At 63.4% G+C, this 19350-nt stretch carries 19 protein-coding genes; 9 read left to right on the top strand and 10 right to left on the bottom strand.

Translation table 11 applies throughout. From position 1 onward, the window contains the following. Positions 1-61 precede the first annotated feature (61 nt). The 8 genes from CH286_RS11565 to CH286_RS11530 form a co-directional block, all read right to left on the bottom strand. On the bottom strand, positions 62-667 hold the full coding sequence (locus CH286_RS11565) for a TetR/AcrR family transcriptional regulator (protein ID WP_094609279.1): 606 nt from the start codon (positions 665-667) through the stop codon (positions 62-64). A 92-nt stretch (positions 668-759) separates the two neighbouring features. Next, on the bottom strand, positions 760-1899 hold the full coding sequence (locus CH286_RS11560) for a thiolase C-terminal domain-containing protein (RefSeq protein ID WP_094609302.1): 1140 nt from the start codon (positions 1897-1899) through the stop codon (positions 760-762). Further along, a complete protein-coding gene (locus CH286_RS11555) occupies positions 1896-2360 on the bottom strand; it encodes a Zn-ribbon domain-containing OB-fold protein (RefSeq protein WP_217902922.1) in 465 nt (154 codons plus the stop codon). Before CH286_RS11555 ends, CH286_RS11560 begins: the two co-directional genes overlap by 4 nt. Before the next feature lie 52 nt (positions 2361-2412). Beyond that, positions 2413-3222, bottom strand: a complete 810-nt coding sequence (locus CH286_RS11550) for an acyl-CoA thioesterase domain-containing protein (protein WP_094609278.1) — start codon at positions 3220-3222, stop codon at positions 2413-2415. Continuing rightward, positions 3219-4064, bottom strand: coding sequence for a MaoC/PaaZ C-terminal domain-containing protein (locus tag CH286_RS11545; RefSeq protein ID WP_094609277.1), 846 nt, complete (start codon positions 4062-4064; stop codon positions 3219-3221). The genes CH286_RS11550 and CH286_RS11545 overlap by 4 nt, the downstream gene beginning before the upstream one ends. Then, entirely contained in the window at positions 4064-4993 is a 930-nt protein-coding gene (locus CH286_RS11540; protein ID WP_094609276.1) for an SDR family oxidoreductase, read from the bottom strand. Before CH286_RS11540 ends, CH286_RS11545 begins: the two co-directional genes overlap by 1 nt. Continuing rightward, positions 4990-7152: an acetate--CoA ligase family protein gene (locus CH286_RS11535; RefSeq protein WP_094609275.1), complete on the bottom strand. Its 2163-nt coding sequence runs from the start codon at positions 7150-7152 to the stop codon at positions 4990-4992. The genes CH286_RS11540 and CH286_RS11535 overlap by 4 nt, the downstream gene beginning before the upstream one ends. Before the next feature lie 51 nt (positions 7153-7203). Next, entirely contained in the window at positions 7204-8376 is a 1173-nt protein-coding gene (locus tag CH286_RS11530) for an acyl-CoA dehydrogenase family protein (protein ID WP_045198358.1), read from the bottom strand. A 308-nt stretch (positions 8377-8684) separates the two neighbouring features. Between CH286_RS11530 and CH286_RS11525 the strand changes: the two genes are divergently transcribed. Genes CH286_RS11525 through CH286_RS11500 form a run of 6 tightly spaced genes read left to right on the top strand, consistent with a single transcriptional unit; the run spans position 8685 to position 14745 of the window. Further along, positions 8685-10238 carry an ABC transporter substrate-binding protein gene (locus tag CH286_RS11525; RefSeq protein ID WP_094609274.1) on the top strand — a complete coding sequence of 518 codons (1554 nt, stop codon included), beginning with the start codon at positions 8685-8687 and terminating at the stop codon, positions 10236-10238. Positions 10239-10273: 35 nt separating this feature from the next. Further along, positions 10274-11218 (top strand): ABC transporter permease, encoded by a 945-nt coding sequence (locus CH286_RS11520; protein ID WP_032385985.1) that lies wholly within the window; start codon positions 10274-10276, stop codon positions 11216-11218. Beyond that, positions 11215-12153 carry an ABC transporter permease gene (locus CH286_RS11515; protein ID WP_094609273.1) on the top strand — a complete coding sequence of 313 codons (939 nt, stop codon included), beginning with the start codon at positions 11215-11217 and terminating at the stop codon, positions 12151-12153. Before CH286_RS11520 ends, CH286_RS11515 begins: the two co-directional genes overlap by 4 nt. Then, positions 12150-13256: an ABC transporter ATP-binding protein gene (locus tag CH286_RS11510; protein ID WP_094609272.1), complete on the top strand. Its 1107-nt coding sequence runs from the start codon at positions 12150-12152 to the stop codon at positions 13254-13256. The genes CH286_RS11515 and CH286_RS11510 overlap by 4 nt, the downstream gene beginning before the upstream one ends. After that, positions 13253-14329, top strand: a complete 1077-nt coding sequence (locus CH286_RS11505) for an ABC transporter ATP-binding protein (protein WP_176458215.1) — start codon at positions 13253-13255, stop codon at positions 14327-14329. The genes CH286_RS11510 and CH286_RS11505 overlap by 4 nt, the downstream gene beginning before the upstream one ends. A 38-nt stretch (positions 14330-14367) precedes the next feature. After that, positions 14368-14745, top strand: coding sequence for an SHOCT domain-containing protein (locus tag CH286_RS11500; RefSeq protein ID WP_094609271.1), 378 nt, complete (start codon positions 14368-14370; stop codon positions 14743-14745). Here the strand turns inward: CH286_RS11500 and CH286_RS11495 are convergent. Continuing rightward, the gene (locus tag CH286_RS11495) at positions 14714-15625 is read right to left on the bottom strand and encodes a LysR family transcriptional regulator (protein WP_094609270.1); all 912 of its coding nucleotides are present in this window, start codon (positions 15623-15625) and stop codon (positions 14714-14716) included. The two genes, CH286_RS11500 and CH286_RS11495, sit on opposite strands and share 32 nt — an antisense overlap. 72 nt (positions 15626-15697) lie before the next feature. Between CH286_RS11495 and CH286_RS11490 the strand changes: the two genes are divergently transcribed. The 3 genes from CH286_RS11490 (at position 15698) to CH286_RS11480 (ending at position 18673) form a co-directional block, all read left to right on the top strand. Next, the gene (locus tag CH286_RS11490; RefSeq protein WP_037150018.1) at positions 15698-16594 is read left to right on the top strand and encodes an EamA family transporter; all 897 of its coding nucleotides are present in this window, start codon (positions 15698-15700) and stop codon (positions 16592-16594) included. Between the two features lie 119 nt (positions 16595-16713). Further along, a complete protein-coding gene (locus CH286_RS11485; RefSeq protein WP_094609269.1) occupies positions 16714-17976 on the top strand; it encodes a Mur ligase family protein in 1263 nt (420 codons plus the stop codon). Continuing rightward, a complete protein-coding gene (locus CH286_RS11480) occupies positions 17969-18673 on the top strand; it encodes a type 1 glutamine amidotransferase (protein ID WP_094609268.1) in 705 nt (234 codons plus the stop codon). Before CH286_RS11485 ends, CH286_RS11480 begins: the two co-directional genes overlap by 8 nt. Before the next feature lie 65 nt (positions 18674-18738). Here the strand turns inward: CH286_RS11480 and recR are convergent, their stop codons facing one another. Further along, entirely contained in the window at positions 18739-19347 is a 609-nt protein-coding gene (gene recR, locus CH286_RS11475; protein WP_032379989.1) for a recombination mediator RecR, read from the bottom strand. Between the last annotated feature and the right edge of the window lie 3 nt (positions 19348-19350).

Raw genomic sequence — 19350 nt, 5'->3', positions numbered from 1 at the left:
CCCGGCGGTCGAAAAAGCCCGGTGCGCAATCAAATTGCGCACCGGGCTGTGAGGTCGAGCTCTATTCGGAGGCGATCTTCCGAATCAAGTTGCACATGATGTCGGCAACGGCACCTGCTTGCTTCTTCGTACGACAGTTCAGAATCACCTCACGGGACGATTCGACGATGATGTCGGTCAACACCCCGACGGTAATTCGCTGTGCACTGTCGTCACCCGGGCCGAGCAGCGCCGAGTTCTGCCTGATCCATTCGATGCGATTGTCCCGACGAAGCTTCTCGAAACCGGGTGGCCCGTCGTTGTCCACGAAGACCAAGGCAACTTCGCGGCGCTGCCAACTCCCGTTGAGGAAAGCGCGTGCGCCGACGCAGAACAGATCGAGTGGATCCGTGGTTCCGCCCCTACGCTCGGCGATGACCGATGCCCTGACCTGTTCGAGGTGCGCCGTGTTGTGCCGATCCCACAGCGCGGTGAACAGCTCGGATTTGCCGCCGAAGTGGTGGTACAGGCTGCCCGTACTCGATCCGGCCCGCTCGACGATGTCGGAAATGCTGGCATTGACGAAACCCGCCTCGGCGAACACCTCTTGGGCGGCATCGAGAAGCTTGCGCTGGGTCTCGCCGGTCTTGCTCCACTGCCACGTCGTCGAACCGGCCCGTTCGGTCATGATCCCCACCAATCCTCTTCGCCTTCGCCCGCCCGAGGGTAAAGCGTAATTCTAGAATTGGAGCCGGGTCAAGCCGAACCTGCGTGCCGCCGTCAGGCCGCCGCAGCGAGGATCAGGGTGGAGCCTGCCGCGAACATTCCGCCGTTGCCCTGAACCAAGCTCGTCTGTACGCCGGCCACCTGCGCTGGAGCCGTTCCCCGTAGTTGACGGACCGACTCCATGATGGCGAACATGCCGTACATCCCTGTATGGGTGTACGACAACCCACCGCCGTTGGTGTTCATCGGCAGCGCGCCACCTGGGGACGTGTGGCCCGCCCGGACGAACTCGCCCGCCTCTCCCCTTCCGACGAATCCCAGGTCCTCGAGGCCGTACAGGGGCAAGTGCGCGAACGCATCGTAGATCATCAGATGGTCGATATCGGCGGGCGTCATCTGCGCAGCACGGAAGGCGTCGGCAGCCGAATTCTTGAATCCTTTGAACGTGGTGAAATCCTCCATCATCGATATACCCGAGGCTTCGTAACCCTCACCGGTGCCCAGAACACGAACCGCCGCAACGTCGAGATCCTTCGCCCGTTCCTCGGTGGTCAGCACCAGAGCACCACCACCGTCGGTGACCAAGCAGCACTCGAGGAGGTGGAACGGCCAGGCGATGACCGGAGAATTCTGCACATCGTCGACCGTGATCGGGTCACGAAACTTCGCGCGTGGATTCATCGCGGCCCACTTCCGTTGCGCGACTGCCACATCTGCGAGATGCCGCGCCTGCGTTCCGGTCTCCTTCATGAACCGGAGGAACGGGACGGTGAACCTACTCGGTGGCCCGGTCACGCCGTACGGAGCCTCGAACTGTCCGACGACCGAGGCCGGATCGGGGGTGTAGCGAGGCGCGCCGACCTGTGATCGACCGGATTCACCGTGCGTGATCAGCACGACGGAGCAATGCCCGGCTTCCAGTGCCGCCACTGCATGCCGAACATGAGTGAGGAACGACGTTCCTCCCACGCTGGTGGTATCCACCCAGCGTGGTTCGATCCCCAGACTGTGGGCAACCGAGATCGGTCCCGGCATCGATACGCCCGCGATACCGTCGACCTCGCGCTTGTCGATTCCGCAGTCCTGTAACGCATTACGTGCAGCTTCGGTGTGCAGCCTCATCGTCGAGTGGTTCGGCAGAGTTCCGATGTCGTCGGTCTCCGCCGCTCCGACGATGACCACCCCGCCGCTCATGCCGATGCTCCCGCAGGCGCGAACACGGGCACCCACATCTCACCGCGCGGCTCGAACCGCACGGTCAACTCCATATCCAGCGGCAGGTTTTCCGGAAGCGGTTCGACGCCGACGATATTGGTCATCATGCGCGGCCCCTCCTCGAGCTGAACGACGGCCACGACGTACGGGCCGTCGTTCTCGAACCCCGGCCCGGGCCTGTGTTCGATCACGTAGGAATACAAGGTCGCACGGCCCGAGCAGTCGATCCACTCCACGAGGTCCGAACTGCACACCGGGCAGAAGTCTCGCGGATAGAAGTACACGTGGGAGCACGCCCGGCAGCGCTGGACGGACAAACGCCCGTCCGCCGCCGCATCCCAGTACGGTCTCGTCTCGGGGGTGGGTGACGGCGCCATCTTCGCGCGTGGACGCCTGAGCCCCTCGGTCTTGCCTCGGATTTCTTCGATCGTTCCGGTCATGATCGGTCGCTCGATTCTGTCGTCGAATTCTTTTGTAGTGCAGGAATTGTGCTCAATAGGGAAGCGCCGCGGACGCGGCCGTTCCGATGCGACCGACAGTGTCGTGCAAAGCGCACACCGACACCGCCACACCGCCGCTCTGGACGTGGTCGAGGTTCTCGAAGCCGATCCACGGCCCCACCGGGAGACGGCTGCAATAGAGGGTCACGTCTGCGTTGATGTACGCCAATCGATCCGTACCCATGTTCGTGAAGGGACTGACCCAGTCCGCCGCGGCGGCCAACGTCCCGAACGGGGTGTCGCGGTGGCCCTGGAGTAGCTCGCACGTCTCGCGGAACCAGGAGAAGCGACGACCACCGACCGACTGTTCGACGCGTCGGACCTCTCCGAAATGCTTCGGTGCCACCCGAGGCGGTGGGCCGATCACCTCCGGGGATGGAGCGGCGTAATACTCGGGTACCCAGGCGACGTCAGGACCGGGCGGGCCGGACCGCAGGATCTGCACGGTCGACAGCGCGACCGGCACATCACCGGACCGCACGGTCACCTCCACCACGATCAACCGCTTACCCTCGCGGCGGATCACGGTGTCGATCGTCAACGGCGACATGGGGATCGGCCTGAACAGATCGGTGGTCATCCGCGCGGGATGCAGATCGGCCCCCAGGTGCCGTCGTTCGACCTCGCGTGCCATCAATCCCGACACCAGTCGGCCGTGAACGAGATCCTCGGACCACGGACTGCGTGCATGAGCCCTGGGGACGAATGCGCCGCCGACGGATTCGAAGAAAGCCTCACCCGCCGAGAGGGATTCGGATCCTCTCGACACGGTTTTTTCGGCCTGCGCCGATGCCTCGATCATCGGATTGCCACGGTTCCGCGGTCTATCACCGTCGTGCCGTCCTCGAGCGAGGTACGGAAGCGGATCCCGTCGGTGGTATCCCAGATGGAGACCGTCAGGTCCTGACCGGGGTACACGGGGTGGGTGAAGCGGCCGGCCATCGATCGAAGTCGCGTGGGGTCCGATCCGCACAGTTCATGCAGCAGCGCCCGTCCGGTGACACCGTAGGTGCAGAGTCCGTGCAGGATCGGGCGTGCGAAGCCCGCCCTGGCGGCGAACTTCGGGTCGGAGTGCAACGGGTTTCTGTCGCCCGACAGTCGATACAGCAATGCCTGTTCGGGGCGGGTCGAGTACGTCACCTGGGAGTCGGGAGCCGTGTCGGGCATCGGTGCTGCCGACGCCGGAGAGCCCCGACGGCCACTGCCGCCCTCCCCGGTGATGAACACCGACGATCGCGATGTCGCCAGTACCGTACCGGTTTTCGCATCGAGGGCCTCGGCGTCACTGACCACCAGGGCCCCCGACCCCTTGTCCTCGATCGCCGTCACAGTGGACGTGACGTCGACACAGCCGTCCACCGGGAGAGTTCCGAAGAGCTCGAAGGCTTGTTCGGCGTGGACCAGCTTGGCCGGGTCGAAATCACCGAGTGTGCGGCCCGATGGGGCTTGAGTGGCCAACACGGCAAAGGTCGGAAGCACCAATTGCTCGATGTCGGCTGAATTTTCGGTCGTGAATGCCAGTTCGTCCAGCGCCGAGTCCTGGCCTGCCCCCACTCCTACCGCGTACAGGAGCGCGTCTTTCGACGTCCAGGCCTTACGTCTCGGTGAGCTCGGTGTGCCGATGACCCCGTGATCGAGTGCCATCAGGGCACCTGCTCGGGGACGCGCCCGTTCATGGCGGCATTGTCCGCCGCCTCCGACACGAGGCGAGGAATCACCTCACCGAGCTCACCCGGTGCCCACTTGGCACCTTTGTCCATCTCCGGACCGGACTTCCAGCCCTCCGCAACACTGATCCAACCTCCCCGCACGTTGAACACCCGCCCGGTGATGCTCCGCGACTCCTCACTTCCCAGCCAGACCACCAGGGGGGAGATGTTCTCCGGTGCCGCCGCATCGAACTCTCCTGGCTCAGGCACCGAGCGTGAGAGGCTACCGTTCAGATTTTCGGTCATTCGGGTCAGCGCGGCCGGCGCGACGGCGTTGACCGTCACGCCGTACCGAGCCAACTCCATCGATGCGATGATGGACAGGCTTGCGATTCCCGCCTTGGCGGCACCGTAGTTTCCTTGTCCGATATTGCCGTAGATCCCCGACGACGACGTCGTGTTGATCACCCGTGCGTCCACTACGGATCCGGACTTGTGTTGTGTCTTCCAATGATTCGAGGCGTGATGCAGCGTCAGGAAAGTGCCCCGTAGGTGCACTCTGATGACATCGTCCCATTCTGCGACGGTCATGTTCGTGATCATGCGATCGCGCAGGATCCCGGCATTGTTCACCAGCACGTGCAGGTCCCCGTAGTGCTCGATGGTGCTCTCGATCAGACGACGTGCGCCGTCGTCGTCGGAGACATCGGACCCGTCCACCCGAGCCTGCCCGCCGGCAGCACGAATCGTTTCCACGACCTCACCTGCCGGCCCCTCGGCGCTTCCTGATCCATCGACCTCCGCACCGATGTCGTTCACCACGACCGACGCGCCTTCCCTCGCGAACTCGATAGCGTGAGCTCGGCCGATTCCGCGGCCGGCCCCGGTCACCACGACCACGCGGCCGTCGCATATTCCCGTCATGACACTGCCTCCGTCTCGCTACCTGTCTCCGACCATGTGATCAGCGCATCGAGCGCCTCGCACTCGCCTCCGCGAACCATCAGTGGATTGATCTCCAACGCCTGCAGTCGATCTCCCAGTCGATAGGCGAAGTCGCCGATCTCGGCCACGCACGTCGCGAGCGCGTCGATGTCCACCGGTTCGGAACCTCGGGTTCCGCGCAGAAGAGCGATTCCGCGCAGGCTTTCTATCGCATCTCGAACGTCTGCCACGCTCACCGGTAACACTCGAATCGCCGCGTCCGCCAACACCTCGACCCACACACCGCCCAGACCGACGGCCAGGGTCAGGCCCCACACCGGATCGCGGACCACGCCGACGAGTATCTCCAGGCCGTTCGACGGCCGCTGCGGCTGTATCAGCGCCGCAGCCCCGGTGGCACCTGCATCGGCGAGCGTGGCGAGCACCGAGTTGTAGGCCTCTGCCACATCGTCCGCCGATCGTAGATCGAGGCGAACGCCGCCGATGTCGCTCTTGTGGCCGAGTCCGTCGGCAACCGCCTTGAGGACCACCGGATACCCGTACGCGGCCGCGCGCTCCTGCGCTTGCTCCACCGAGTCGACCAGGCTCGAAGGGACCACAGGTATTCCGTTGTGGGAGAGCAATTCCGAGGACCGGTACTCGGTCCAGATTCCGGTCGGCTCGGTCTCGAAGTCCACCGGTGCCACAAAGGGATCGAGCTCTTCCGGCGTCGCAGACGCGGCGGCACGAAGTACAGACCACCGAACTGCGTTGCCCAGCGCGGTCAAGCCGTGTTCGATCCCGCCGACCACATGCGGGAATTCGGTTGCGTCGGCTACCGAGCGCCCGTACTCGGTCACGTCGGTCAGGACGGTGCTCAGCACCACGGTCGGTACGGCAGTCTCGCGAATGTTGCGAGCGGACTCGCCGTAGGCGGTCAGCGTCAGCGATGGATCGACCGCCTGTACCCGAGGCAGTTCCGAGAGCAGAACTGCGAAGTCCACATTGGGATCCTGAGCCACCACGGCGAGCGAGCGCCGCATCAACGTGCGATCGATGACAACGTAGCCGGTCACGTCGAGTGGGTTCTGCACCGTCGCGAATGCAGGCACGATCTCACCGAGTCTGGCGGTGGTCTCCTCCGAGAACCCCGGCAGCACCAGCCCTTCGTCTTCCGCGCGATCGGCGATGATCTCGGAGGCTCCGCCGGACGGCGTCACCACTCCGATTCGTGGCCCCGGCAGGCCACCACCGAGGCTCGCCATGAGACCGGCGGTCGTGATCAGGTCCTCGAGCGAACGAACTCGGATGACACCCATCTGTTCGAAGGCCGCGTCGATGACGGCGTTGTCCCCCACCAGAGCCCCTGTGTGGGCGAGAGCGGCGCGGGCACCCAGAACGCTGCGGCCGATTTTCAACGCGACGATCGGCTTTCCGGCATGCAACGCACGCAGTGCAATTCGCCGGAATTCGACCGGGTCCCGAACGGACTCCAGGAACAACGCGATGACCGAGGTGTTCGGATCGTCGACCAGGTAATTCATGACGTCGGTGACCGACATCAACGATTCGTTGCCCATTGCGGTCAGGAAACTGACCCCGATGTTCCGCGACTGTGCGAACTGCAGAACCGAACTCGCCAACGCACCGCTCTGCAGCACGAAGCCGACCGTTCCCTCGATCAGCGGACGACCGATCGGCAGACCGTACGGAGTGATGTTCTCGGCCGCATTGATGAAGCCGTTTCCGTTCGGCCCGAGTACGGTCAATCCACTCGATCGAGCGAAATCGATGATCTCGTCTTCCATCTGCTGCCCGACAGCACCGGTCTCGCCGAATCCGGCGGTGAGGATGACCGCGGCACGCACGCCGTGCTCGACGGCCGCACGCAGGGTCGGCAACACCACGGTGGTGGGAACCATGACAAAGATCAGGTCCACCACCTCGGGCAGGCCTGCGATCGAGTCGAATGTTCTCTCTCCGTGCACGATCGGGCTGGTGGGGTTGACGAGATAGACGCTTCCCCCGAATCCGCTGTCCTTGATGTTCTGGTAGGTGTTGAGCGACCACGGTGACTTGTCCGTGGCTCCGATCAGCGCGATGGACCGGGGTTCGAACAGTGCGCGTAGGTCCATGCCCTGAACTGTCGCTTTGGTCATGAAGAATCCTGTCTTCGTGTGACTACGAGTTGTGAGCCAGCATGTCTGTGGTCAGTGTCCGAAGCCGTCGGAATTGACATATCCCTTGATCAGATTTCGAGCGATGGTCCGACGCTGGATCTCGTCGGTTCCCTCGAAGATGCGCAGCAGGCGCAATTCGCGGTACCAGCGCTCGATCGGGAGTTCCTTCGTGTAGCCCATTCCGCCGTGGATCTGCAGTACTCGGTCGACGACGTTGTTGGCCATGATGCTGCCGTGCAACTTTGCGACCGACGAGACGTGGCGCGCGTCGACGCCCTGCGACACCGCCCAGGCGGCCCGTAGCGTCAGCAGCTTGGTCGACTCGATCTCCACGTGGGAGTCCGCGATCTGCCACTGAATGGCTTGATATTCGGCGATGGGATGACCCATGGAAACGCGATTCTTGGAATGTTCGATCGCCATGTCCAGTAGCCGCTCGGCCGAGCCGATCGCACGCGCCGGGATCATGTATCGCCCCTGACCGATCCAACTCATAGCCAGGTCGAAGCCCTTTCCGACCTCGCCGAGAACATTGCTCTCGGGTACCCGGACGTCCACGAACGACAGCGCAGCAGGACCCCACTGGCCCATGGTGGGGATAGGAGTCGACGTCCACCCCATGTCGCGGTCGACGATGAAGCACGTGACGCCGCCGTTGGCCCCCTTCTCCTTGTCGGTCACCGCGAAGACCATGACGAAATCGGCTTCGTTACCGCCGGTGATGAAGATCTTCTCGCCGTTGATCACCCAGTCCGATCCGTTCTTGACCGCGCGAGTTTTGATGCTGCGGGCATCGGAGCCGGCTCCGGGCTCGGTGATGGCGAAGCATGATCGGCGCTCACCAGCGATCGTCGGGATCAGGTATCTCTGCTTCTGCTCCTCGTTGGCACCGTAGAGAATGTTGTCGGCCGAGCCACCGAAGGAAAACGGTACGAAAGTGCGGCCGGCCTCGGCGGCGATGATCGCGCTCATGACGGGGCCGAGATTCGCGCCACCGTATTCCTCCGGGGTGTTGATGCCCCAGAATCCCGATTTCTTGGCTTTCTCCCGCAATGCTTTGATCTCGCCGTCGGGCAAACCGGGTCGGCCCTCGCGTTCGTTCCTGAGGACCTCGTTCTCCAAGGGGAAAACTTCCTTCTCCAGGAATGCGCGCACCGACTTGCGCATCAATTCTTCTTCTTCGTTCAGGGCGAAATCGACCATGTCCTGACTTCCTTTCGATCGGTGACGGGGACGCTTGCAGCGCATCCAGAATACGATTCTAGAACTGAAATCTAGCAAATCGTGACCGACGCGCACCTCGGTTGTCAAGACCCCCATGTCCGGTTCATACCAATTCGGTCGAACCCTTGACAGTCCTGATGTTTTAGAACATCCTTCTAGAAATCGCCTATCACACAGGCACCGACCACCAGTGAAGTCTCGACGGCCCACCCTCCCAGTCGATCTGGGAACGCTGCGGCTTCGCCACCCGACCGGGACGTGGTCCGCTGCATCGAATTGGAGGGCCAATGCCGGCCAGGCCGCTGTTCACCGTCGCAGTCTCGATTCTCACCGTCTGCCTACTCGGCACCGGCTGCGCGGGAATCGACCAACGAACGTTCGATCCGAATGCCTTGGATCGCGAGGCCGAAGTCGTCTACGGACAGATTGTGGTGCCCAGTAGCCTGGACCCGCATCGTGGAGTCACCGAAAACGACCTGCCACTGCTCGCGGTCATCTACGATCGAATCACCGACGTCGACACCGACGGCAACCCGATTCCGATGCTCGCCGAGAGCTGGTCGCTCGACGAGTCCGGTAAGACGTTCACGCTCGTAATGCGCTCGGATGCAACATTTTCCGATGGAACCCCTGTCGACGCACCGGCGGTCAAGGCCAACTTCGATCGGATCCTCACCGACCCTCAATCGACGATCAGGGGACAGATCTCCACGACGATCGGTTCGGTGGACGTCCTCGACGCACGCACCGTTCGACTCAATCTGGTCGGACCGGGTGGAGCGCTCCCCACGCTGCTCGCCTCTCGTCCGGGAATGCTCGTGTCGCCGGCAGCACTGGCCAACCCCGACCTCGATCAAAACCCCGTCGGTGCCGGAGCATTCACGATGACCCGCTCCATCCCGGGAACCGCGTACTACTTCGAGCGCCGACCGGACTATTGGGACGACGACGCGTACCGATTCAGCAATCTGACCTTTCTCATCCAACTCGATACAGCTACTCGGATGAACTCGCTGCAGGCAGGCGAGTCCACGATGACCGGTGTAGTGGGTCCGCAGAAGGAGGAAGCCGCGGCAGGCGGACTTCAAGTGTTCACCTCCTCCGGCGCGAGTACCAGCATGGCTCGAATTTCTCTGAACACCGAACGGAGCGAATTCGCCAAGAAACAAGTACGTCAGGCGATGAACCTCGCGATCGATCGTGAAGCGATATCGAGGGTGCTGTATTCGGGCGATTGCATACCCGGGGCTCAGCCGTATCCCGAGGGGTACTTTGCGCACAGCGACGAATTGGACGATTCCGGTTGGTCGTCCTACGACCCCGACCGCGCCCGAGAGCTACTCGCCGAGGCCGGACTGCCGAACGGGTTCACCTTCACCGCAGCCGTTCCCAGCCTGTCGATCTACCAGAACAATGCGCAGGTCGTTCAACAGAATCTCGCCGACGTCGGCATCGACATGCGGATCGAGGTGATGGATGCGACCCAGGCGAGGGCGCGTTTCGTCACCGGCGATGCAGACGCACTGGTCGGGCAGTACGGCGGCGGAACCGACCCCGGCCTCTACGTCCAGTCCGCCTACATGTCCGGCGGTGGCGACAACCCCGGCAACCTATCGACTCCCGAGATGGCCGAGCTGTTCGCCGAAACAGCGCGCTCCACCGACGTCGAGCAGCGCTCGGCAGCGTATGCCGATCTGCTCGCCGAGGCATTCGACATGGGGCCCGCCCAGATCGTCCTCTGCCACTCCGTCGCATCGGTCGCGACGCAAGGAAATCTCGCCAACTACGAGTTCTACAAGACCGGTGGAACCGGCCTACGAACCCTCGACGTCAGCAAGTAGCTGTCCGCCGCGTACGAAGAAGAGGTGATCGAATTGTGTTGATCTTCATGGTCAAACGAATTCTTGCAGCCATTCCAGTCCTGTTCATCGTCACGATACTGAGCTTTTCGATGATTCATCTGATCCCCGGTGATGCCGCGGTGGTCGCGGCCGGGGATGCAGCCACCGCCGAGCAGATCGCAGCCACCAGGAGCCAACTCGGCCTCGACGAGAACATCGTGGTGCAGTACTTCGGCTGGATCGGGAACCTGCTGACCGGCGACCTGGGCACCTCGTTGCTGAGCAGCCACCGCAACATCGACGCCATTCTCGAGGCACTTCCGGTCACGTTGTCGCTGGCCTTCGTTGCCCTGTCCTGGTCACTCGTCGTCGGCGTCCTCGCGGGCGTTTTTGCCGGACTGCGCAGAGGCACCTGGATCGACCGGACACTGACCGGCCTGACGACACTCGGCATCTCGATGCCGAGCTTCTGGCTCGGCCTGTTGTTCGTGACCTTCTTCTCGCTGCAACTCCGACTCTTCCCCGCCACCGGATACTCCCCGCTCAGCGACGGTTTTTTCGCCTGGTTCGCCCATCTCGCGCTGCCCGCCTTCGCACTGGGAACCGTCACCGCTGCCGAGATCGCCCGCCAGGCTCGTGCCGGAGTGATCGACGTTCTCGAGCGGGACTACATCCGAACGGCAACGGCCAAGGGACTCCCACGGTGGAAGGTGGTCGTCAAGCACACGGCCAAGAACGCCGCCATACCGGTCGTCACCGTCTTCGGGCTGCAGGCTGCAGCACTCGTCGGTGGTGCGGTCATCATCGAGCAGGTCTTCGGAATGCCTGGATTGGGTTCGGTAGCGCTCAAGGCGATTCTCGAACGAGACTTCCCCGTCATCCAAGCGTTCGTCGTGGTCATCACGCTGTTCGTATTGCTGATCAATCTGGCCGTGGACATCTCCTACGCGTACTTCAACCCGAAAGTCAGGCAGGCATGACCATCAGTCGTTCGGTACCGCGCGTTGCACCGGGTGTCCGCAGAAGTGTGGGCGCACCGATCGGCGCAGTGCATTCCAATCCCGCACCGCCGTCTCCCGGACGGGTGTTCGTCCGTCGAATCCTCAAGTCCCGCACCAACGTGGCCTGCCTGGTCTTTCTCGGACTGCTGGCGGTGGTGGCCGTAGCTGCACCGTGGATCGCACCCTACGATCCCGCATACCAGAAGTTGGCCTCGGCATTCCTCCCGCTGTTCTCGGATAATCACCTGCTCGGAACCGATCAGCTCGGACGGGACACCCTCAGTCGACTCATCTACGCGACACAGATATCACTGGTCGCACCGCTGATCGCAGTCGGATTCGCGGCTGTCACCGGCTTGCCGCTCGGCCTGCTGGCCGGGTACCTCGGTGGCAAATTCGACTGGATCGCAGGACGCGTGGCCGACGCCCTCATCGCACTGCCGGCTCTGGTTCTTGCGCTCGCGATCATTGCGATCTTCGGACCCGGGTTGATGAACGCCATGCTCGCGGTAGGAGCGGCCACCGCTCCTCGACTGTTCCGCGTTGTCCGCGGTGCTGCGATGAACGTTCGGGAAGAGACCTACATCGAGGCGAGCAAGGTGGTCGGGTGTTCCACGTCGAGAACGGTTCTGGTCCACGTACTGCCCAACGTCCGGTCTCCCCTCCTGGTGCAGCTCACCCTGATGTTGTCCTTGGCATTGCTCGCCGAGGCAGGGCTGAGCTTCCTCGGCCTCGGCGTACAACCACCGACCGCGAGCTGGGGCTCGATGCTGCGCGGTGCGTTCGACAACAGATTCCAGAGTCCATGGATGGTGGTGCCACCCGGGCTTGCCATCATGCTGACGATTCTGTCGCTGAACATGCTCGGTGACGGCATTCGCGATGCCGTCGGACAGGAACGGAGAAAGGCATGACCGCGCTCGATATCAAGGACGAACTACTCGAGACCGACAGCCTGCTCTCGATACAGGATCTCCAGGTCGAGTTTCGCACCGAAAACGGCTGGACCCCCGTTGTTCTCGGAGGACAGCTCGATCTCGGGCGCGGTGGAACACGGGCTCTGGTCGGAGAATCGGGCTCGGGCAAAACCGTGACCGCCCTGTCGATTCTGCGTTTGTTGCCGGCGCACAACAGTCGAACAACGCACGGTCGCATCGATTTCTGCGGTGCAGACCTTCTGCAGAAATCCGAGCGACAGATGCGTGCGATCCGCGGCCGCGAGATCGCGATGATCTTCCAGGAACCGATGACGAGTCTGAATCCAGTCTTCACCGTCGGCGAGCAAATCGCGGAGACCGTGCGAACCCACTTCGGCACATCGCGAAAGCACGCGTGGAACCGTGCGGTGGAAGTATTGGACCTCGTCGGAATACCCGCTGCAGCCAGACGGGCGAAGGACTATCCACACAGCTTCAGCGGGGGAATGCGGCAGCGAGCGATGATCGCGATGTCGATCGCATGCGATCCGAAGCTTCTCATTGCAGACGAACCCACCACCGCCCTCGACGTCACGGTCCAAGCCAGCATTCTCCAGCTGCTACGCAGACTCCAGGAAGACATGGGCACCGCCGTCCTGCTCGTGACGCACGACTTGGGCGTGGTGGCCGACTTCTGCGATGAGGTCACTGTGATGTACGCGGGTGAACCGGTCGAAATCGCCCACGCTGGGGACCTTTTCACTCGACCACTGCACCCCTACACTGCCGCCCTACTCGAGTCACTGCCCCAACGCATCGAACCCGGGAACGACCTCATTGCGATTCCTGGAATGGTGCCCAGGCCCGACAACATGCCACCTGGATGCCGGTTCAGCCCGCGCTGCACCTATTCCATACCAGGACTGTGCGATTCGGATCACCCACCGCTCGTTGCGATGGACGACGAACGAAGCACCCGATGCATCCGCGTCGTCGACGGCACCGTGACGACACTGGTGCCCGAGATTCCCTCTCCACAGGCCGACATGTCAGCGGAGAGAACGACCATGGTCGACTCCGAAAGGAAGGATCAACTGTGACCACCATCGAAAAGCCCGTGTTGTTGGACGTCGTCGGGCTGTCGAAGTCGTTCGTGCGCTCGCGTGACCTCCTCGGTCGTCCACGCGAGACAGTTCAGGCAGTTCGAGACATCAGTCTTGCTGTGAGACAGGGTGAAACGCTCGGAATCGTCGGCGAGTCGGGATCCGGCAAATCCACTCTCGGTAGGTCCATCCTGCGGCTGGAAAAGCCCGAGAGCGGCAAGATCGTCTACGGAGGCGACGACCTCCTGACCCTCGGCCGTAGAGCCATGCGCAGGAAACGCCGAGACCTCCAGATGATCTTTCAGGATCCGTTCGCCTCCCTCGATCCCAGTAAGACGGTGGGAACATCGATTGCCGAGCCGCTTCGGATATACGATCGCGCCGATCGATCCACGTGCGAGTCCAAGGTTGCCGATCTGTTGTCGAAGGTCGGTCTGCGCAGCGATTTCGCCGCTCGCTACCCCGCCGAAATGTCCGGTGGGCAACGCCAGAGGGTGGCTATAGCTCGAGCCTTGGCCCTGGATCCCAAGATGATCATTGCGGACGAGGCGGTCTCGGCCCTCGATGTGTCGACGCAGTCCGAGGTGATCAATCTCCTGGTGCACCTGACCGACGAATTCGATCTGACGTGCATCTTCATCTCTCACAACCTCAGCGTCGTTCGGCACATCAGCGATCGAATTGCCGTGATGTACCTGGGCCGAATCGTCGAAATAGGCTCCGCGGCAAAGGTGTACGGGCGTCCCTCGCACCCGTACACCAAAGCACTACTGTCAGCCATCCCGGTTCCCGACCCGGCGATTCAACGCGCACGCCCCAGGACGATCCTCGAGGGCGACTCCCCCGATCCGGCCCATCCACCTACCGGGTGTGCCTTCGTCTCGAGATGTCCGTACGCGGTGGACCTGTGCCGACAGGTGGAGCCGATGCTCGAGCAGCATGCAGACGGTTCGATGTCCGCATGCCACCTCGTCGATTCCATGGAACCGCAACCCGCCGTGGGCGCTACAGATCGGTCGAGCAACCGCCGCGAAAACGACAGCGCACTGCAAGGCCACGTGCAACAATAGTTCTGCCGTCGGGGCACACAATGAAATGAAAGTTCGCCATGGATTCTTTCTGGGATTTTCTTTGGCTTCTCGTCGTCGGGTTCGCCTTCGTGGCCTATCTGATGGTGATGTTCTCGATCATCGGAGACCTTTTCCGTGACCACAAGACATCCGGGGTTCTGAAAGCGGTGTGGGTGTTCTTCCTCATCGTTGCGCCGTTCCTCACCGCGCTGGTGTACCTCATCGTGAACGGCAGCAGCATGGCCAAGCGCCAGGTCGCTGCCCTACAGCACGCGAAGGACCAGCAGGAGGAGTACATCAAACACGTCGCCGGACATTCCGCGTCCGAAGAGATCGCACACGCAAAGGCATTGCTGGACAACGGGACCATCGATCAGGACGAGTTCAGGACGCTGAAGGCCAAAGCGCTGTCCTGAACTCGGCTTCGAGTCGGAACGCGTCGAGCACAGCGGCGATCGCCGGTAGTCGACGCGCACCGGGCCTCGTGGCGAGTTCGTAGATGCGGCCGGCCCGCACACCGGACAGCTCTCGCCGCACCAAGCCCGGATGAACGACGGCATAGCGCGGCATCAGCGCTACCCCGTGCCCGGCGGCAACAAGAGTCTCAGTCACTCGAAAGTCGTTGATACGCTGCGCTACTCGTGGCTCGACGCCGGTGACGGCGGCAACAGAGAGCAGCACGTCGTCCACAGGGAATCCGCCGCGGACGCTGATCCACCGCTCGTCGGTCAGCTCTCTCAGGTCAACCGTTTTGTGCTGTGCCAGTGCATGATCGGGAGGCAACACCAGATCGATGGGTTCGCGCATGAGGGTCGTCACTTCGATGCGCGGGCCTGCCGTCGACGGAGCCCGATCGTCCCGATGGGTGAGCACCACGTCGTAGTCGGCGAGTAGTTCGGGCACCGACGATGCCGGCAGATCTTCGTCACGCGCATCGATGTCGACGTCCGAGCCCGCGAGACGGGTCAGCACTCCGGGTAGGAGCAGCGCGGCACCGGACGGGAACAGTGCCACACGGACGCGTCCCTGCGGGGACGCTCGGTATCGATCCATCTCTGCCGTGGCGCGGGCGAGGGCCGCGAGCACATCGTCGGTTCGCAGCACCAACGCGCGGCCGGCGTCGGTGAGGCGCAGCCGACGCCCATCGGGTTCGAGCAGTGTCACGCCGGCCTCGCGAGCCAGCAACTTGAGCTGTTGAGACACCGCCGACGGCGTCATCGACAGGGCCTCGGCGACGGCGGCCACGGTTCCGCGGTCGGCAAGTTCCGCCAGGATCCGAAGCCGCTCCACGTTCATACAGAAAATCTTAACTGTTCATGCGGATATATTCGATTGTGCTCATCATTTGCTCCCGTCACGATTGACGGCATGACCACTCGCGACCGCCTGCTCGGATTGACCGTCGCCGTGCTGTGGGGGCTGAACTTCCTCGCCATCCGCGTCGGGCTCGATCACTTTCCACCCTTCTTCTTCGCCGCGCTGCGGTTCCTGGTCATCGCAATCCCCGTCGTGTTGTTCGTCCCACGCCCGAACGTCCCACTGAAGTGGTTGCTGCTGTACGGATTCGGATTCGGATTTCTGCAGTTCGCCTTCCTGTTCGCGGCGATGGCGGCCGGTATGCCCACGGGCTTGGCATCGCTTGTACTGCAGTCGTCCGCGCCGTTCACCGTCGTTCTCGGTGCGGTTCTGCTGCGCGAACACGTCACCCGCAGGCAGGCCATCGGCATTGCGATCGCCGTGGTCGGCATGGTGCTGATCGGGTGGGACCGTGCCCAGAACGCCACCCTGCTCCCGGTGATCCTCACCCTGCTCGCCGGCCTCGGCTGGGCGTTCGGCAACCTGGGGAACCGACTCGCCAAATCCGATTCCCCGATGACGCTGATGCTGTGGATGACCGTCATCCCACCGGTGCCGATGCTGGCGCTCTCGGCGATCGTCGAGGGTCCGAGCACCGGCTGGCAGGCCCTCGCCGAGTCGTTCGGTCCGCAGGGCTGGCCCGGCCTGGTCGCGTTGGCCTACATCGTGATTCCGGCCACCATCATCGGCAGCGGCCTCTGGAGCATTCTGATGAGTCGCAACCCCGCCGGACTGGTCGCACCGTTCTCACTTCTGGTTCCCGTGGTGGGCATTGCCGGTGCATGGATCTTCCTCGGCGAGAACCCGTCCGTGCTGGCGTTGATCGGCGGAGTCGTCGTGATCGGCGGCTGCCTCGGCGGAATGGTCGTCCGCCGGCCCGCCGAAGTGCGGGAGAAAGCGCCGGTGTGAGGGGCGGGAGTGGAGCCCGCGGAATGACCCAGGGTTAGCGGGAGTGGAGCCTGCGGCATGACCGAGGGGCAGCACGCGCCGACGTGAAACTGCGCGCTCTTCTGTGCCAGACTCGGCGGATGGTTGAAGTGGGTGAGCGCAGGCGTATCGGCGCACGGGGCCGCGTGGCACTGCGCGCGGCGGAGCTGGCGACCTGGGCGTCTCGCAAAGCAGGCCGAGGCAAGGGCTCGATGATCGGCGGACTCGTCGCACTCAAGATCGACCCGAACATCCTCGGCGGGCTCGGGCGTGGTCGACGCACCGTCATCGTCACCGGCACCAATGGTAAATCCACCACCACCAGAATGACCGCCGCAGCCCTGTCCACTCTCGGCGACGTCGCCACCCAGGCCGACGGCGCGAACATGGACGCGGGCATCGTCGCCGCACTGCACGCGCACTTCGACGCCGAGCTGGCTGCCCTCGAAGTCGACGAGCTGCACGTCCCCCACGTATCCGACGCTGTGGACCCGGCGGCCATCGTGCTGCTCAATCTCAGTCGCGATCAGCTCGACCGTGTGGGCGAGATCAACATGATCGAACGCAAGCTGCGCGCCGGATTGGCCCGGCACCCCGAGACCGTCGTCATCGCCAACTGCGACGACGTACTGGTCACGTCGGCGGCATTCGACGCACCGAACGTCGTATGGGTCGCCGCCGGTGGCGGATGGGCAGGCGACTCGGTCAGCTGCCCCCGTACAGGCGAGCCCATCCTGTGGGAGGGCGAGCACTGGTACAGCACCGGCAGCGACTTCAAGCGTCCGACGCCGGATTGGTGGCTCGACGACGAGAATCTCTACGGGCCCGACGGGCTCGTCCTGCCGATGACGTTGTCGCTGCCAGGAAAAGCCAACCGCGGCAACGCAGCTCAGGCAGTAGCCGCTGCCGTGACGCTGGGCGCGAACGCAGAAGATGCCGTCGCGGCCGCGTCGAGCGTCGACGAGGTGGCCGGGCGCTACTCCACCATCCAGCACGGATCCCATTCCGTCCGAATGCTTCTCGCCAAGAACCCTGCCGGCTGGCAGGAGGCGCTGTCGATGATCGACCCCACCTGCGACGGACTCGTCATCGCAGTCAATGGTCAGGTACCGGACGGCGAGGACCTGTCGTGGCTGTGGGACGTTCGCTTCGAGCACTTCGAGAACGTCGCCGTGGTCGCCGCCGGTGAACGCGCGACCGACCTCGGAGTCCGACTGCTCTACGCGGGCTCGCAGCACACCACCGTCGCAGATCCGTTGCAGGCCATTGCTTCCTGCCCGCCGGGACGCGTCGAGGTACTCGCCAACTACACCGCGTTCCGCGACCTCGGTCGCGCGCTGGCACGTGAGGTGAAAGATGTCTGAGTCCACCGTTCGCATCGGCCTCGTTCTGCCCGACGTAATGGGCACGTACGGCGACAACGGCAACGCGCTCATTCTGCGACAGCGGCTGCGCATGCGCGATATCGACGCCGAGGTCGTGCAGATCACCCTGAGCGATCCGGTTCCCGATTCACTCGACGTGTACACCCTTGGCGGAGCAGAGGATTCGGCTCAACGCCTGGCGACGCGTCACCTCACTCGGTACCCGGGATTGCAGAACGCAGCCGCTCGCGGTGCCCCCGTGCTGGCGATCTGCGCCGCGATCCAGGTACTCGGCCACTGGTACGAGACGTCCGCCGGCGAACGTGTCGACGGCATCTCGCTGTTCGACGTAACCACCGCACCGCAGGCCACACGTTCGATCGGCGAGGTCGTCACCGAGCCTGCACTCGACGGCCTCACTCAGAAACTCACCGGATTCGAGAACCACCGCGGTGGAACAACTCTCGGCCTGGACGCGTCCCCATTGGCCAAGGTCACCCACGGGGTGGGCAACGGCGTCGGCGACGGACGCGAAGGCGTCGTACAAGGGTCGGTACTGGGCACGTACATGCACGGGCCGGTACTTGCCCGAAACCCGGAGTTGGCAGACTACTTGCTGGAGCGTGCCTTGGGCACCACACTCGCTCCCCTCGACCTGCCCGAGGTTGCGCAACTCCGCAAGGAGCGGCTGCGATAGTGCCTACGGCAGTGGTGCGGTCAAGTGGCCTGGGCGGCACTTGATCGCACCACTTCCGTGGGCACTCACATTCGTCGACGTCCGGTCAGAGCGCGGCCCAGCGTCAGTTCGTCGGCAAATTCGAGGTCTCCGCCCATGGGCAGGCCGGAGGCGAGGCGGGTAATGGCCAGGCCGGGGAAGTCTCGCATCATGCGCACCAGGTACGTGGCCGTTGCTTCGCCCTCGGTGTTGGGGTCGGTGGCGATGATGACCTCGGTGACGTCCACTCCGTCGTCCTGAGTTCCCACGCGGGTCAACAACTCTCGGATGCGGAGCTGATCCGGCCCCACTCCGTTCAGTGGGTCGAGCGCTCCGCCGAGTACGTGGTAGCGGCCCTTGAACTCTCGTGTACGTTCCACGGCCTGCACATCTTTGGGCTCTTCGACGACGCAGATCATCGATCTGTCTCGACGCGAATCGGCACAGATCCGGCACAGTTCCTTGTCCGAGACCGTGCCGCAGACGATGCAGAACTGAACGCCGTCGCGAATACGCTGCAACGCGCGCATGAGCCGATCCACCTCGGGAGGCTCGACGCCGAGGAGATGAAAAGCTATGCGCTGAGCGCTCTTCGGACCGACCCCGGGAAACTTGCCGAGTTCGTCGATCAGATCCTGAACCGGACCTTCGTACACCGC

Origin of the sequence: Rhodococcus sp. WWJCD1 (genome assembly GCF_002258735.1) — a bacterium.
Classification (GTDB): domain Bacteria; phylum Actinomycetota; class Actinomycetes; order Mycobacteriales; family Mycobacteriaceae; genus Rhodococcoides.
The sequence above is the reverse complement of the archived record's forward strand: the minus strand, read 5'-3'. Positions and strand labels throughout refer to the sequence as shown.